Origin of the sequence: Flavobacterium gilvum (genome assembly GCF_001761465.1) — a bacterium.
Lineage (GTDB): Bacteria > Bacteroidota > Bacteroidia > Flavobacteriales > Flavobacteriaceae > Flavobacterium > Flavobacterium gilvum.
Genome location: NZ_CP017479.1, coordinates 3,316,021 through 3,333,134, shown reverse-complemented (window position 1 = coordinate 3,333,134; position 17,114 = coordinate 3,316,021). Strand labels below are relative to the sequence as shown.

Genomic DNA, 17,114 nt, shown 5'->3' with positions numbered 1-17,114 from the left:
GTAAATTAATTATTAAAAACTACAGACTTTTTCATGTCGTTAGAACCATACATTCGCAAAAAAAAAGCGGATTATGGCAAACAAAATAACAGACATGAGTAAAATTAGAAAAGTAATTAAATTCTATTGTGATGGAAAAAGTAAGTTATTTATAAGTAGCTACTTATCCCTTTCTAGGAATACGGTAAAGAAGTATATTTCTTTATTTGAAGTTCTCGGATTAAACTTTGAATTTATTGATAAAAAAACAGATGCTGAACTAGAACTTTTGTTTTCACAGACTACTGTGGAATCAATTAGTCCCAAATTACAAACACTCCATAATTATTTTCCTAAAATGGAGCGTGAGCTAAAAAAAGTTGGCGTTACCATACAACATATGTGGGAACAATATGCTGCCATAAACCCTGATGGTTACAGGAGTTCTCAATTTGCTCATTATTACAAAGTATGGAGTAAACAAGTCAATCCAGTGATGCATATGAATCATAAATCCGGTGATAAAATGTATGTTGATTATGCTGGAAAAACACTATCCATTATTGATAGCGACACTGGAGAAATCAAAGAAGTACAATTCTTTGTGGCTATATTAGGGGCTAGTCAATACACCTATGCTGAAGCTTCTATGAGCCAGCAAAAGGAAGATTTTGTTACTTCTGTAGAAAATGCCATGCGCTTTTTTGAAGGCACTCCTGCAGCAATTGTTCCAGATAATTTAAAATCTGCAGTAATAAAAAGCAGTCGTTTTGAGCCAACAATTAATGAAACTTTAGCCGACTTAGCGGAACATTACGAAACTACAATCTTGCCAACTAGAGCTTATAAACCTAGAGATAAGTCATTAGTTGAAGGGGCTGTAAAGATATTATACAGAAGAATTTATGTAACACTAAAAGAAACCAAATTCTTTTCTCTAGAAGAATTAAACCAACAGATATGGGATTTATTAGACATTCATAATAATCGAAAACTAACAGGTCGTCCTTACTCACGAAAAGAATTGTTTGTAGAAGATGAGAAACAAAAACTGCGTCCACTACCACAAGAACGCTTTGAAATCAAATATCAATCCTTTGCAACGGTAATGCAAAATGGTCATGTCCAATTAAGTCAAGACAAAAATTATTACAGCGTTCCGTATCAATATGTAAAGAAAAAAACGAAACTCTTGTACACAAGATCAACCGTAGAGATCTATTATAAATACAATCGAATAGCGGTTCATCAGCGAAATTACAAACCTTATGTCTATACCACAACTCCAGAACATTTAGCCAGTTCACATCAGTTTGTAGCTCAGTGGAGTGCTGCTCGATTCATTGATTGGGCAGGTAGTATTGATGAGTCAGTAGGAGAATATATTATGCAGATAATCGAAAGCAGAAACCATCCTGAACAGGCTTATAAAAGTTGTTTAGGAATACTAAACTTTGAAAAAAAGGTTGGTAAGCAGCGATTAATAAATGCCTGTAAACGAGCGCTTGACTTTAGAATTTACAATTTTAAGACCATCCAAAATATTTTAGAAAACAACTTAGATCGTATTGATTTAGAACAGGAACCTGAGCATGAACTTCCGAACCACGGAAACATAAGAGGCAAACAGTATTATAATTAAATTAAATCTTAAAAACATGAATGAATCCACAGTAACAAAAATGAGACAAATGAAACTTTACGGAATGTTTAATGCTTTTAAAACAGCGATTGAAAGCGGAAGAACAGGCCACTACACACTCGATCAATTTGTATCGATGATTATTGATGCTGAATGGGACGAAAGGCACAATCGTCGTATAGAACGCAGTATAAAGAATGCTAAATTCCATTACAAATCAAATATTGAAAATGTCAATTTTGATGTATCCCGCAATCTTGACCGGAATACAGTTCTTCGTCTGGCAGAATGCGAATTTGTTGAAAAAAATGAAAACATCTTAATCACAGGAAGTACAGGTGTAGGCAAAAGTTATTTAGGTACCGCATTGGGTTACCAAGCCTGTATTCATGGCTATAAAGTAAGCTATTTTAATACTTCGAAGCTGTTTGCTAAATTAAAAATGGCCAAAGCAGATGGTTCTTACCTAAGAGAACTTGCCAAAATTGAAAGGCAAGACGTTATCATACTTGACGATTTTGGACTCCAGGCATTAGATAGTCAAAACCGAATTACACTTTTGGAGATTATTGAAGACAGGCATAATAACGGTTCTATAATTGTTACATCGCAAATTCCTGTACAAGGTTGGTATGATATAATTGGCGAAAAAACTATAGCTGACGCAATTTTGGATAGACTTATACATCAAGCCCACAGACTCGAATTGCATGGGGAATCTATGAGAAAGAAAAGAGGAATAAACAAGGAATAATATTTTAAGTATATTTGAGTACTAATTAGCGCATGAAAAAAAGTAGTTTTTTATGAAAACGGGGTGGTCACTTTGCTCCGGAATTAGGTGGTCATTTTGAATTGGAATCAGGTGGTCACTTTAAATTGGAATTGGGTGGTCAATATCACTGGAATTTACAGTTATGCAGGAAGTTAACGAATTTTATTTTGATAACTTTTACACACTAAATGGGGTATTGAAACATAAACCTATTAAGGAATACAATGCCGAGTATAAATATTTTGAAGAAATAACCGAAAATAGCGGGAAGAGTATTATTTGGGTAAAATTGGTTTTTCCGGAATCACTTATTCCTCAAATAATTGACAATGTTTCTTTTACTGCTAACTGTTTTCCAGTAATCAATAAAAAAAAGCATGTCCTAAATAAAACAATCGGAAACTTTTTGTCATATGTAGCACTTGAAACTGACAATGATATTTATCTAGATTTAGATTCTGTTGTTGATGGATTCAATAATCATTATGAAATAAAGGAATTTAAGGATGGTGTTGTAGAAGAAGGAAATGCGGTTTTAAGGACGGGAGGGGTTTCTAGATTTGATTCAAGAAGTGCTTCTGAATTGCTCCAAAACGTATTGGATTTATTAAAAGATGAAAGTTCTTCATTTGCCGGTTTAGGAAAAGATTTTATGAGTAGTTCTCTAATCGAAATCAACCAGTTATTGGCTTCTGTAGAACAACAGGCTAAAGAGAGTAGTTTTTCTAAAAATAACGCCCCTTATCTTATGATTAAACCTAAAATCGATGAATCGACGGGAAAATCATTTTCCATAAAATACTGGTCTACATGTGCCGAGGAAGGAAATGATATTAAAGCAGGTACAGCTTTGGAGTCTAAAGATGATTTATATTTTGTGAGTCAGGAAGCAATATTAGTTACAAATACAGTTGGAGGTACCAATAAACAAAATAACAAAGACCGCATTTTGGCTTATCGAAATGCTTTATTAACACGTGGTCGAATTGTGACTTTTGCGGACATTAAAGCTTTTGCATGTAATCATTTTAAGAATTGCATTACAGACGTTAAAATTGAAAAAGGGACGCGAAAAGAAATTTCTGCAAAAGCAGGATTTAGCCGAACAGTAGATATTTATTTAAAAATTAATGCAATCGAAAAAGAATATTTATCAGCAACAGAATGGGATTATCTGTGCGAGAGTTTTATGAAACATTTAAAAAGCAGGTCGTCAAACGTTTTTCCTTACAGATTATTTATTGAGAATTAGGTCATAAATGAAATTTCCGATTGACCTGAAACTGCAACAGCTATTGCGCTAAGACTATGCCTTACTTAATACTTTAATAATTAAAAATGAATAAAAAAAATATCGATATCAGGGTTGTATTCTTCTTTGCAATCTTATTATTAATTGGAATTATTGCATCTATAGTTCAGTTTTTCAACCATGTTGATTGCGAAGATGTGAAGTTCTATATTTTCTCGGATCACTCGCAAAGCGATGAATCTATTGAGTTTTATGACCGAACACAAAATGCAAAATCATGGAAGTGGGATTTTGGAGATGGATCGGTACCTGATGTAAGAAGACATACATTTCATGTGTATAAAAAACCTGGAAAATTTATGGTAACACTAACTATAAATGGAGACTGCACCCATACACAAGAACTTATTCTTAATGATAAATATGCCGCTGATAAATTGGGAACTCCTAAAATTATTGCTCCAAAAGTTATTACAGTAGGACAGCCCGCTTACTTTAAATCGATATCCAATAAGGCCAAAACATGGGAATGGGCATTTGGAGAAAACAGAGGTATCGATGAAACTTCTGCTAATCCGGTGTACACTTTTTCAACACCGGGAGAAAAAACAATCACACTGGTTATAAATGGGGATTTTAGCACTGTTGCAAAAAAAATCATCTACGTTCATCCAAAAGTTATAAAAAAAACAAACCCACTGGATGTTACTTCTTATGAATATGAAAAAAAGGCAGAAGCGTTTTCATTGCCAAGAGGTTCTGTAAAAAAAGACCCTTTAGAAGATATGCTACAATATGTACCTGTTGCTCCAAAAACTAAAACCGTAAAGGATAGTATAAACATAGCTAAAAAAGCTCCAAAAATATCTGAAGATCAATTTGAAATCCTATTAAATAAAGTTGCCGAAGGCAGTAAAATCAAAGACGATTTCTCCGAGTATTTGTGCGATGATTTGGATATTCCGGTTGTGAAAAATGATACAGATTTATTGACTTTTTCTCAATTGTGTGCAGCTATTAAAGGGAAAAAAATAAAAATTGAATCAATACGATTAAACAAAGACAAGCAAAATAACTATGTTAAAGGGTTGAATATTAGCTATAAAGTAAAAAAATACCTGATCTGGTCTAAAGATTAAAATAGTATTATGGAAGAAGAAAAAAATATTTTCAGCTCAGAATTGATCAGTGCATTAGAAATAGCTAAAAAAATTGCAAAAACCAATTTTAATAAACATTATTCTGCGTCACATTTATTAAAGGCTATCTTAAACAGGGATTTATCACTTTTGAAACGTCTTGAAACAATGGGTAAGGACGTTTATTATCTTGATGAGTGGGCAGAGGTTCGTATGGAAGATGAACCCAAAACAACTCAGGTTCTTGACGCAGAACCTAGTGATATAATTGATGAAATTATCAAAGAAGCTGAATCAGTACGCATAGCTTTAAATGAAGATGAAATTAGCCTTTACGCCATTATAGTAGCCATTAGTTCACCTGGTGTAGGTTTTAATTTCGACCAAATGAAAACTTACCCAATTTCAAGAAATGAATTACTGGAAAATCAAACTATTATCGAACAACCGATTAATGGTGCGAAGCAAGAGGTTAAAAAAGGGTTTTTATCGAAATATGCTATTCACAAAAATCTTGAAAAAAAGAATAAAAATATTGCTGCAGTTGGTCGTGAGATTGAATTGAATACTATAAAAGAAATTCTTTGCCGATTCTCCAAACCTAATGTTTTACTTATTGGCGATCGTGGAATTGGTAAGTCAATATTAATTGATACGCTTGTTCAGAATGTAATCGCTAATCAGGTTCCGGATGTTTTAAACAAAGTACAACTTTTCGAACTGGATTTATCATCGTTAATTGCCGGCGCATCATACAAAGGAGAAATTGAAGATCGATTAAAAAACTGTATTCAGGAATTAAAACAATATCCAAAAGCAATTCTTATTATTGAAGAAATACATACATTATTGGATAAAAATGGTGGAGATTCTGGTGTTTCTAATGTTTTAAAAGGCGAATTAGCTAAAGGATTAAACATTATTGCCACTTCTACAATCGACGAATACACCAAAAGGATTGAAAAAGAACAGGGCCTATCAGGTATGTTTGAAATCATAAAATTAAAAGAGTCTGATGATGATACTTTGTTTCGAATGATTAGGGAATCAATTAAAAAGTATCAGGAACATCATAAAATACAAATCGATGATCAAACAATTACAGAGTCTATCCGATTATCCAGAAGATACTTAAAAGAAAAAAGCTTACCGGAGTCTGCCATTAATCTTATAGATCACACGATGTCGGTTTTAAAGACATCCGGGGAAACCTTTCTAAAAGAGAAACATGTCATTCTTGATAAATTGGCACTTTTAAAACAGAATGAAAGCAACTTATCTGAAGAGCAATTAATAAAAGAATGTAACTGGTTTTTGACTGATTTAATCAATAAGACAACATTTTTAATGCTTGTTGAAGAACAAAATGACCGCAAAACATTTGAAACTTCGGAAGCTATTATTAAATATATTGAAAACCTTGTAAGCACACTTGAAGAAAGGGCACTAGACAAACGTGTTCATATTGAAGCTTTTGATCTTTCGCTTATAATTGCTCAAAAAACAGGTATTCCCGCCGGAAAATTAAAAGAGGAAGAAAAACAAAAACTAAACAATATCGAAGAGGTTTTAGGCCGAAGAGTAATTGGTCAGGATCATTGTATTGGAACAGTTGCAGGTTCTATTCTGGAATCAAGATCGGGATTAAGTAAAGCGGGACAGCCTATTGCTTCATTCTTTTTTTTAGGACCAACCGGAACTGGAAAAACAGAATTGGCAAAGAGTTTGGCCGAATTTCTTTTTCAGGATGAAAACGCTATAATCCGATTTGATATGTCCGAATTTAAAGAAGAGCATTCGGCAGCATTACTTTATGGAGCACCTCCAGGATATGTTGGTTATGAAGAAGGTGGATTATTGGTTAACAAAATAAGACAAAAACCGTATTCAATCGTATTATTTGATGAAATTGAAAAAGCACATGCTTCGGTTTATGATGTATTCCTCCAAATTATGGACGAAGGAAAATTACACGATCGATTAGGTAAAGAAGGAGATTTTTCGAATGCAATCATCCTTTTTACCTCGAATATTGGAGCAGACCATATTGTAGAAACATTCAATAAAAATCAAATTCCTACTTCTTCATCTTTAATGGAAATTATGGGGAATCATTTTAGACCTGAATTCTTAGGAAGATTAACGGAAATTGTTCCTTTTGCTCCGATTAGTAAAGAAAATGCATTAAAAATATTTGAAATACATCTTAAAAAAGAGTTCATGGATTTGCTAAAAAATAGTAATATAACGGTTGACATTCCGATGGAAGCCAAACTCTATCTTGCCGAAAATGGATATAATGCCAAATATGGTGCAAGACCTATAAAAAGTATTATCCGAAGTCATTTAAGAAGACCATTGGCTAAGAAAATAATTTCCGGTGAAGTAAAAGATGGTGATAAAATGATTGTTGTTATTGAAAATGAAGAAGTAAAATGGATAAAGGAAGAGACTAGTCGATATTTAGTTTAAAATGAATACTGAGGGAAAAGAGTATTTATCAGTAGCCGAATGGGATTATTTGTGAGATAGTTTTTTGAAGCATTAAAAAAAAGCAGATCATCGAATGTGTTTCCCTATAGGCTTTTTCAAGAGAAATAATTAAAAAAGATAAAAAAAATAAATACAAAAAACAGTTTATTCAGTTTCAATCTTAATGAGTATTTATCCTTATACTCTTTCTTCGTCCATGGATGGTAAATTAATTGCACTTGAAGGATTTTATTCTGATAAAAAGGTAAAATTTATAAAGACTGTAACTATGATGAAATTAGGTTAAATCCTATTTCTTCAAACTCAAATATGCTTTTCCAATATTGGCAATAATATCCGAAGCGATGAAAGACTGATAACCCGTTTCAGGCAAAGCAATGTCTGCTGTCAAACCATGAAGATAAACGCCCAATATTGCCGCATCAATCGTTTTGTAGGACTGCGCCAAAAGACTAGTAATCATGCCTGTAAGAACATCTCCGCTTCCGGCTGTTGCCAAGGCTGCGTTTCCTGTTGTATTTACATAAATTGTTTGCCCGTCGACAATGTAAGTTGGCGCTCCTTTCATAACTACAACAACCTGATTAACAAGAGAGAAAACTATGGTTTTACCCAATTTATCCTCATCAGAATGCCATTTTCCTATTAAGCGCTCCAATTCTTTGTAGTGTGGTGTCAAAATTGTTTTTGGAGGAAGTAAGGCAATCCAGGAAGGATTATGCGAGAGGATATTCAATGCATCGGCATCGATAACTAAAGGCAAACTATTATTCGATAAGAAATCATGAAGTGCTTTTTGAGTTGCCATTTTCTGTCCCATTCCGGGGCCAATTCCTATTGCATCTACATCTAGATTCAACGCAATCTCCGAGATGTATTTTTCATGGTCATCTGTCACAACCATCACTTCGGGAACCGATATTTGGAGAATTTCATACCCGCATTGGGGAACAAAAACGGTTGTCAATCCACAACCTGTTCTTAATGCTGCTTTGGCCGAAAGACTAACAGCTCCAACCTTACCATAGCTCCCGCCTATAATTAACGCATGCCCTTGTATGCCTTTGTGGGTATATTTATCAATCGTTTTGTAACGTTTTAAAATCTCATTTCTATCAATAGCAATAGGACTATTCATGAGTTTAAATTTTCTGTTAAATGTACGAAATTCTGAAAAGAAAATTCTCAAATAAAAATCAAATTCAGATAACACAACAGAGTCGGAAAACTCAAATAATAATTTTACTCTTTTATGATTATTATACTCGCTTTATATCCCGTTCCCACATTCCACTGATCATTCATAACAGCGACACCTTTATCATCATAAACCTCAAACTGAGCAGTATTTGGCGAAGCAAAACCTTCATTCAAAGCCTCAATATCAACCCTGTTTATGCCTTTCTCCAATTTAATTTCAAATCCTTTGAAATCTCCTTCTAGGACAACTTCTGGTACAATTACTTTATCATTTAGATAAACCTTTACTTTATCACCATCCAAAAAAGCTGCATCGCGATAACGTATTTTGGCAGTCAAAGCCTGTGTTTTAAAACTGCCTAAAAACTGATTTTGTCTATAATAAATTCCTTCCGTATTTGCAGGTTTCTTATACAAATATGGATTGTCAAAAAGTTTCTTAGGATCAAATGGTAAAGAATCTTTCTTTTTAATGACATCGGGCGGAGTAACTTTTGGAGAAATTTCTTTTGGCGGAATATCTTTTTCTTCTTCAGGATGCTTCGGCGGAATTGGCTTGAATGTATTATTAAACTCATCCTGGGCGTAACCACTCAATGACACTCCAAGCAAAAAAACAAAAAACAATATCCTTTTCATATCAATTACTTTTTTTAAAATATATCTTTTTAAAAATCAAACTCGTAAAAACAAAAAACGTCCTATTACATAACATTCGATAATTAAATTTATTGTATTTTTTTGTAAAAAAGCACTCCTAAAAAAATAAATTCAGTTTTCAAAACCTTACTTTTCAGGCTCTAATTCAAAAAAAATCATTTTGAGTTAGAAATCTCGGATTATTTATAAGAACTTTGCACGTTTTTTGCGCAAGCAAACAGCTTTTTAGAAATTATAAATCGATCATCCCCTGATGAAAAAGAAAATAGAAATTTTAGCGCCAGCAAAAGATTTAATTGGAGGTATTGCCGCAATAAATAGTGGTGCAGATGCCGTATACGTTGGAGCTCCACAATTTGGTGCCCGTTCCAACGCCACCAACTCTATCGAAGATGTTGCTGCCTTGGTACAATATGCACATTTATACAACGTTCCCGTTTTTGTGGTTATCAATACCATTCTTTACGATAACGAATTGGAAACTTGTCGCCAGATGATTTGGCAATTGTATGATATTGGTGTTGATGCGTTAATCATTCAGGATATGGCGATTATGGAAATGGATTTGCCGCCTATCGTATTGCATGCTAGTACACAAGCTAACAATAGAGATGCTGATAAAATAAAGTTTTTGGCCGATGCAGGAATCAAACGTGTCGTTTTGGCTCGTGAATTGAATTTACATCAAATAAAAGAAATTAGTACAACTACCGATGTTGAGTTGGAATTCTTTGTTACCGGAGCTTTGTGCGTTTCTTTCAGTGGGAATTGTTATATGAGCGTTGCCAATGGAGAACGCTCTGCCAATCGTGGTTCGTGTGCCCAAAACTGCCGCTTGCCTTACAATCTGATTGACGGTCACGGAGAAACATTAATTAAAAGCACGCACTTACTTTCTATCAAGGATTTTGATGTTTCCAATGAAATACCAAATTTGGTCGAAGCCGGTGTTTGTTCTTTCAAAATCGAAGGTCGTTTAAAAGACATTGTTTATGTAAAAAACAACGTTTCTTACCTTAGAAAAAAACTGGATTCGTTCCTTGAAAACAACGATAAATATACCAAAGCTTCTTCCGGAAAATGCACCTACACATTTGATTCAGAATTGAGTCGTACTTTCAACCGAGGTTATACCGATTATTTTGTAAATGAACGCCACGCCACAATTGGTTCCTGGGAAAGTCCAAAATCAAAAGGACAATACATTGGTAAATTAATCAAAACTGTTGGAAATGCTTATGAAATTGAAAACGGTCATTTACTGAACAACGGCGACGGTTTGTGCTACATCAATGAAAACAATGAAGCCGACGGTATTTATGTGAATAAAGTCGAAAATGGACTGGCGTATCCAAATGTACTGAAAGAACTGAAAGATGGTACTTTCATTTACAGAAACAATGATGCCGCTTTTATCAAAATTGTAGAACGTGAAGACAGTGCGGTTCGTAAAATAAGCACTTCATTATTATTATTCGAAAACGAAACTGGTTTTGAATTGCTTGCCACAGATGAAGATGGGAACACAAGTTCTGTTCAATTGGCACATCCAAAAGAACAAACCAAAAACAATCAATCCATCGAGGAAAACATCAAAACGCAATTGGCTAAAACTGGATTTACGCCTTACACGGCCGATGAAATAACGATTCAGTTTACCGATAATTGGTTTTTGCCTATTTCAAAAATCAACGAAATGCGAAGAACTGTTTATGAGCAATTGACAAAAATTCGTTTGAAAAATTACAAACGCATAGAACGCAAAATAGAAAAAACAAGTCATCCTTATCCGGAAACCAAATTGGATTTTATGTATAATGTTTCCAATAAAATGGCTCGAAAATTCTATGAGCGACACGGAGTAACCGAAATCGAAAAAGCATTTGAATTGCAATGGGATCCAGGAAAATCACGCGTGATGACCACCAAATATTGCATTAAATATGAGTTGGCCAAATGTCCAAAATACCATAAAGACACAATGGAAGGCAAACTTAAAGAGCCTTTGGTACTAAAACAGGGTGAATTGGAATACAAACTGAAATTCAATTGCAAGCCTTGCGAAATGGAAATTTGGGAAAAAGACGCCGAATTTGAAATTGAAGAAGATTAAATAATGCTTGTCCGCTATGTCGCATAAAAGCTGAAGATGGACCACGGATTGAACAGATAAAAACTGATTGGCACAGATTTCTTTGACTGTTTAAATTTCACCATATAAGTCATTTAAGGTCATATAAGCTGATATTATGTATGTAAAAATTTGTGAGAATTTGTGTAGTTTGTGGCTAAAAACTCAATTAGGTTAAATTACGGATAAGCATAGATTAAATAAAATCAAACACGAATTTCAAAAATTTTCGCAATTTTTTTTAACAATTATATAAATTCAAAAAACACAAAGTGATGTATTTTTTACTTTGTGTTTTTTTTATCTTTGAAAAAAAGTACCAAATTTCCATTTCATGATTACAACTGCAGTGCTGGACGATGTTTCGGCTTTAGAAAAACTAGTCAATTCTGCTTACCGGGGCGAAACGTCAAAACAAGGATGGACTACAGAGGCCAACTTATTACAAGGCAAAAGAATAGATACACACGAACTGTCTGCACTTTTTCAAAATAAAGAAAATACCATCCTGAAATTCACAAAAGACAATACAATTGTTGGCTGTGTTTTGCTTGTCAATAAAGGAGATAAAATCTATTTGGGAATGCTTACTGTTTCTCCAAATTTACAAAACAGCGGCATTGGCAAACAACTTTTGAAAGCAGCTGAAACTCATGCCTTGGAACTGAATATCAACAAAATAGTTATGACTGTGATTTCTATTCGGGAAGAACTGATTGCTTGGTACAATCGCCACGGTTTTGCTGACACCGGAGATAGAGAACCTTTCCCCTTGAATGACACAGATGCTATTATTGCTGAAAAACCATTGGAATTTGTCGTTTTAGAAAAAATAGTTTAGAACCTGTTTTTTAAATATAAAAGTCATTTAAGTTTATTACTTTACACAATAACATAAAGCAAAAAGAATCCAAAAAAAGTTTTCTTCGAAAATGTTGAGATTTTGCTCAAATGAACTTTTGCTTTTTAAACCTAATTAATTAGTCTAATTTCAATAAAAAAGAACCTGAACTAAATCAGTCTGTTTTATAAGATCAAATGGTATTATTAATTTTTTAAGCTTTTTATTAAAAACATTTTTTTCTTACATATAAATAAATTTTATGTGTTTTGTCGATTTTTTAATGAAATTCAGCTATTTTTATAACAGATTTAAAATCTTAAATCTTGCTAAGAAGGAATAAAAATTAACCCCCATTACCATGAAACTGAAAACCAACACATTAGCTACAATCAACTTCTTAATTGATTTTTTTGCAACTGTTTATGACTTGGCAGATGATTTTATTAAATTTTTAATTGCCTTTTTTGCTTATCAGTATGACTTGGCTTACAATTTCATAATTTTTTTAGGAGAATATTTAAAATGGATTACCGATATCCGATCAATCGAACCTACAAATTTTAGCAAACCCGCTGAGGAACCAATCAAAATAAACAACCAGAATCCTTTCGATTTGAGGTAATTACTCTATAAATAAAATCACATAATTCTATTATTGAAAAAGCCAAAATCAGTAAAAAACACCCGAATGAAGTGAACGGAGCGTAGCTAATATCCTTATCTTTGCAGACATTCTAAAACAACAATTGAAAAAAATATATTCTTTCAATTGATTTAAAAAACAGAAAATGAAGTTCAAAGGTGTTATTTTTGATTTAGACGGAACATTGGTTAATTCACTCGAAGATATTTCAGATGCGATGAATATCGTACTAAAAAATCTCGACTATCCTATTCACAGTTACGAAACCTATCAATATTTTATTGGCAGTGGTCTGCGAAATTTGGTAAGTAAAGCATTGCCGTCAACTCATAATGACGACGAACATATCGATTATTGTTACCAATTGATGATTGAAGAATATAGCGGTAATTGCACCCGTAAAACAAAAGCATACAACGGGATTGCCGAATTATTGGAATTCTTAGTTTCACAAAACATTAAAATGAGTGTATTCTCCAATAAATCAGATGCTTTGACCAAAAAAATCGCAGCCGATTTATTTCCCGGATATTTTGAACCTGTCGTTGGTTTGACTACCGAAGCATTAAAAAAACCAAATCCATCCGAAGCCATTGAAATAAGTAAAAAACTTGGATTAAAAACAAATGAAATCATTTTTGTAGGAGATTCTGGTATCGATATGCAAACAGCTACCAATGCCGAAATGTTTGCTGTAGGTGTAACATGGGGATACCGTCCGGAAGAAGAATTAATTGTAAACGGAGCCAAAAAAACACTGAATACTCCTTTGGATTTAATCCCTCTTTTTCAATCTGATGAAGTAAATGTTTTGATATAAACACAATCAGAACAGCTGTTTATAAACCAAATTCTGCCCAAAATTAGTTTTTAAAACGAAAAATTTCCTATCTAATTTTCGTAAATTTGATATAGTAATCCAAAAACTATAATCATGACTGGAAATATTTTCAAAAACGGAATTTTGGGAGGGCTGATTGCTGCAACTGTAATGTCTTCGATGGTTTTCTACATGAAAGCCAATCCGGGAGTGCAGCTCAATGCGGCTATTGGTTTTATCAGTATGCTTTTGGCATTCACTTTTCTAGTATTTGGTATCAAACAAAACCGTGAAAATAATAATGATAAAATCTCATTTGGAAAGGCATTCCTGATTGGATTGGGAATTTCTTTTATCATTTCGACCATTTACGTTTTGGCTTGGCTAGTTATTTTCTATAATTTTTTCCCTGATTTCATAGAAAAATACAGCGATATGGTCTTAAAAAATACCAATCCCGAAGACCTTGCCGCCAAAACCACCGAAATGAACCAAATGAAAGAATGGTACAAAAGTCCGCTGATGGTAATATTGCTCACTTTTATGGAAATTTTTCCTTTAGGAATTCTAGTTTCCTTGATTGCGGGATTCTTTTTAAAGAAAAAATAATCGATTAGTTCTTCTCAAAATTTAGGTAATCGATTTGTGTATCACCCTTACTATCGTCTTTTAGTTTTAAGGAAGTTCCGGTATTTTCAATCACTTTCCAATCACCTGTCAACTGCGCAAAAATATCAGGAGAAGCAAATGTAATTTTAAAAATAGTACTGTAAATATCAGCATCATTGGTGCTTTTTGCTACAGACCAAATTCCCGTATTAATAATAATTCCTTTTATAGCTGTCAATGTTGTATTTTCGCCAAAAGTAAAATTATATCCTTCATAACTTTTAGTTTTCTCCACACCGGAATCGTAAAAATAACCAACCCGCCATGTTCCGTCTTTAACAGTATCTGCCACATCTTTGGCTCCAGTTTTGTAATCATCAGAACCACAGGAAACAAAGGTTGTGATTACAATCATTATCAAAAAGACTAATCGGGAAAAATTTCTTAATTTCATACTATCATTTTTTGTAAAAATAGGAATTAAAAATCCTACTCCAAATAAATTAATAAAAGTTTAATTGTTTAAAATCTTTAATCGTTCAAATAGTTTTCAATACTAAATCATATTTCATAAATATCAAAAGGCAAACTCATAATTTATAATTCATTAACTCATAACTCATTTTTTAACTCCATTTTAAATATTGCTTAGTTTTTAAAACCATAAATTTGCAGGTAACCACATTTTAAGCATCATGAGAATAGAAACAGAACTTAAATTAGGATTTAAGGATGTAATGATTAGACCCAAACGCTCCACATTGAAGAGCCGGTCGCAAGTTTCGTTAGAACGAGAATACAAGTTTTTACACAGTACCGCCACTTGGTCGGGAATACCAATAATGGGTGCCAATATGGATACCGTAGGAACTTTTGAAATGGCATTAGAATTGTCCAAAGAAAAACTTTTTACCGCCATACACAAACATTATTCCTTGGAAGAATGGGCAGAATTCATGAAAACAGCTCCCGAAAATATTCAGGATTATATCGCTGTGAGTTCTGGAACAGGAAAAGAAGATTTCAAGAAAATAGGCGAGATATTTGAACAAAGTCCTCAATTAAAATTCATCTGCATCGATGTCGCCAATGGCTATTCGGAGCATTTTGTGAGTTTTGTAAAAAAAGCGCGCAATCAATATCCTGACAAAGTAATTATGGCAGGTAACGTGGTGACTGGGGAAATGGTCGAAGAATTACTTCTCGCAGGTGCCGATATCATCAAAGTAGGAATCGGTCCCGGATCTGTTTGTACAACGAGGGTAAAAACAGGCGTGGGGTATCCTCAACTTTCGGCCATAATAGAATGTGCCGATGCCGCACACGGTTTGGGCGGACATATCATTAGCGACGGCGGTTGTGCCATTCCTGGTGATGTAGCCAAAGCCTTTGGTGCAGGTGCCGACTTTGTAATGCTCGGCGGAATGCTTGCTGGACACAACGAAAGCGGTGGCGAAATGGTCGAAATAGGCGGCGAAAAATACAAGAAATTCTACGGAATGAGTTCAGAAACTGCCATGAATAAACACGTTGGCGGTGTTGCAGAATACAGAGCAAGCGAGGGAAAAACCGTTCAGGTTCCTTTCAAAGGCGCCGTAGCTGATACCTTAAAGGATATTCTCGGCGGAATACGGAGCACTTGTACCTATGTAGGTGCTTCCAAATTAAAAGAACTCACCAAAAGAACCACCTTTATTAGGGTTCTGGAACAGGAAAATGTTATTTTCAACAAATAATCAATGAAAGATACCGGTTGTAAAGCCGGTATTTTTTTTTAGGAGCACAGCAAAAGTTTTTCAGTTCAAGTGTACTCCCGCTGTCCGCTACAATCTTTTTATTTACCCTGACGGGATAAATAAAAAGGATTTTCACTTCCATCGGGGCTAGCTTAGAAATTCAGTTTTTCAGAAAAAAATCATCCAAAAAAGTAGTAGCTTAGCCTAAAGAAACAATCAAAACAAATCGATTGATTTTTTCCTGATAATACCAAAATCAAAACAACTTTAAAAGCAAAAAAACAATGACATCAGGCTTCTTCGCACTATTGGATGATATCGCAGCCATCATGGACGATGTTGCTGCAATGAGTAAAATAGCAACAAAAAAAACGGCCGGTATTCTAGGCGACGATTTAGCCGTAAATGCCGAAAAAGCTTCTGGTTTTGCTTCTTCGAGAGAACTTCCTGTTTTGTGGGCAATCAGCAAAGGTTCCTTTGTCAATAAATTAATCATTTTGCCTATTGCTTTCGTACTGAGTGCATTTTTTCCTTTGGCAATAATTATTATCCTAGTTCTTGGCGGACTATATCTGGCCTACGAAGGCGCCGAAAAAATATACGAATACTTTTTTCCGCATCATCATCCCAAAAAAGTAGATATACACCAAACGGTGTCCGAAGCCGAAATTTTATCCCTCGAAAAAGAAAAAATAAAATCAGCCATATTCACCGATTTTATTTTGTCTGTCGAAATTGTAATAATAGCACTCGGAACCGTAATAGGTAAACCCATTCAAAGTCAAATCATAGTTGTTTCATTAGTCGCAATAATTGCAACAATAGGCGTTTATGGCATCGTGGCTCTTATTGTAAGGATGGACGAAATGGGGCTCAAACTTATCGAACTGAGTAAAAACGAAAAGAGTTTTTCAAGAACAATCGGAAACATTCTCGTTCAGGCCTTACCAAAAGTCATCAAAAGTTTGGCTGTAATCGGAACAATCGCTTTACTCTTGGTTGCTGGTGGAATATTTGTTCATAATATTGATTTTTTACATCATCTTTTTCCTCAATTACCTTCCTTTCTGAAAGATTTTCTCATCGGACTTACAATTGGATTTATTGTTTTGGGAATTGTAACTTTTATCAAAAAAATGATAAAAAAATAGATTTAAATCGAGATGAAAACCAATAAAGATTGGCATTTAG

General features: G+C 33.9%; 15 protein-coding genes. 12 read left to right on the top strand and 3 right to left on the bottom strand.

Annotated elements, in window-relative coordinates; translation table 11 throughout:
- Nucleotides 1–73: 73 nt before the first annotated feature.
- The 5 genes from istA to EM308_RS13615 all read left to right on the top strand — a co-directional run bounded on the left by istA (nt 74) and on the right by EM308_RS13615 (nt 7,259).
- Nucleotides 74–1,621 carry an IS21 family transposase gene (gene istA / locus EM308_RS13635; RefSeq protein ID WP_035634844.1) on the top strand — a complete coding sequence of 516 codons (1,548 nt, stop codon included), beginning with the start codon at nt 74–76 and terminating at the stop codon, nt 1,619–1,621.
- A gap of 16 nt (nt 1,622–1,637) precedes the next feature.
- Entirely contained in the window at nt 1,638–2,375 is a 738-nt protein-coding gene (gene istB, locus EM308_RS13630) for an IS21-like element helper ATPase IstB (RefSeq protein ID WP_070261864.1), read from the top strand.
- A 163-nt stretch (nt 2,376–2,538) separates the two neighbouring features.
- A complete protein-coding gene (locus EM308_RS13625; RefSeq protein ID WP_231926272.1) occupies nt 2,539–3,648 on the top strand; it encodes a hypothetical protein in 1,110 nt (369 codons plus the stop codon).
- Nucleotides 3,649–3,734: 86 nt separating this feature from the next.
- Entirely contained in the window at nt 3,735–4,787 is a 1,053-nt protein-coding gene (locus EM308_RS13620; RefSeq protein WP_035638117.1) for a PKD domain-containing protein, read from the top strand.
- Between the two features lie 9 nt (nt 4,788–4,796).
- Complete coding sequence (locus EM308_RS13615) at nt 4,797–7,259, top strand: AAA family ATPase (RefSeq protein ID WP_035638119.1); 2,463 nt, start codon at nt 4,797–4,799, stop codon at nt 7,257–7,259.
- 310 nt (nt 7,260–7,569) lie between these two features.
- On the opposite strand, the gene EM308_RS13610 is transcribed toward EM308_RS13615, so the two are convergent.
- Both EM308_RS13610 and EM308_RS13605 read right to left on the bottom strand, forming a co-directional pair.
- Nucleotides 7,570–8,418 carry an NAD(P)H-hydrate dehydratase gene (locus EM308_RS13610; RefSeq protein ID WP_035638122.1) on the bottom strand — a complete coding sequence of 283 codons (849 nt, stop codon included), beginning with the start codon at nt 8,416–8,418 and terminating at the stop codon, nt 7,570–7,572.
- A gap of 104 nt (nt 8,419–8,522) precedes the next feature.
- The gene (locus EM308_RS13605) at nt 8,523–9,119 is read right to left on the bottom strand and encodes a hypothetical protein (protein WP_035638126.1); all 597 of its coding nucleotides are present in this window, start codon (nt 9,117–9,119) and stop codon (nt 8,523–8,525) included.
- A gap of 274 nt (nt 9,120–9,393) precedes the next feature.
- Between EM308_RS13605 and EM308_RS13600 the strand changes: the two genes are divergently transcribed.
- The 5 genes from EM308_RS13600 to EM308_RS13580 all read left to right on the top strand — a co-directional run bounded on the left by EM308_RS13600 (nt 9,394) and on the right by EM308_RS13580 (nt 14,187).
- A complete protein-coding gene (locus EM308_RS13600) occupies nt 9,394–11,253 on the top strand; it encodes a peptidase U32 family protein (RefSeq protein ID WP_035638129.1) in 1,860 nt (619 codons plus the stop codon).
- Nucleotides 11,254–11,605: 352 nt separating this feature from the next.
- Nucleotides 11,606–12,112, top strand: coding sequence for a GNAT family N-acetyltransferase (locus EM308_RS13595; RefSeq protein ID WP_035641209.1), 507 nt, complete (start codon nt 11,606–11,608; stop codon nt 12,110–12,112).
- Nucleotides 12,113–12,473: 361 nt separating this feature from the next.
- Nucleotides 12,474–12,737 carry a hypothetical protein gene (locus tag EM308_RS13590; protein WP_035640995.1) on the top strand — a complete coding sequence of 88 codons (264 nt, stop codon included), beginning with the start codon at nt 12,474–12,476 and terminating at the stop codon, nt 12,735–12,737.
- A 166-nt stretch (nt 12,738–12,903) separates the two neighbouring features.
- Nucleotides 12,904–13,578, top strand: coding sequence for an HAD family hydrolase (locus EM308_RS13585; protein ID WP_035640993.1), 675 nt, complete (start codon nt 12,904–12,906; stop codon nt 13,576–13,578).
- 114 nt (nt 13,579–13,692) lie between these two features.
- Entirely contained in the window at nt 13,693–14,187 is a 495-nt protein-coding gene (locus EM308_RS13580) for a DUF4199 domain-containing protein (RefSeq protein ID WP_035640991.1), read from the top strand.
- A 4-nt stretch (nt 14,188–14,191) separates the two neighbouring features.
- Here the strand turns inward: EM308_RS13580 and EM308_RS13575 are convergent, their stop codons facing one another.
- Entirely contained in the window at nt 14,192–14,641 is a 450-nt protein-coding gene (locus tag EM308_RS13575; RefSeq protein WP_051877922.1) for a hypothetical protein, read from the bottom strand.
- Between the two features lie 241 nt (nt 14,642–14,882).
- On the opposite strand from EM308_RS13575, the gene EM308_RS13570 reads away from it, so the two are divergent.
- Both EM308_RS13570 and EM308_RS13565 read left to right on the top strand, forming a co-directional pair.
- Nucleotides 14,883–15,923 (top strand): GMP reductase, encoded by a 1,041-nt coding sequence (locus tag EM308_RS13570; RefSeq protein WP_035640988.1) that lies wholly within the window; start codon nt 14,883–14,885, stop codon nt 15,921–15,923.
- A 284-nt stretch (nt 15,924–16,207) separates the two neighbouring features.
- On the top strand, nt 16,208–17,074 hold the full coding sequence (locus EM308_RS13565; RefSeq protein ID WP_035640986.1) for a DUF808 domain-containing protein: 867 nt from the start codon (nt 16,208–16,210) through the stop codon (nt 17,072–17,074).
- The last annotated feature ends 40 nt before the right edge of the window (nt 17,075–17,114 follow it).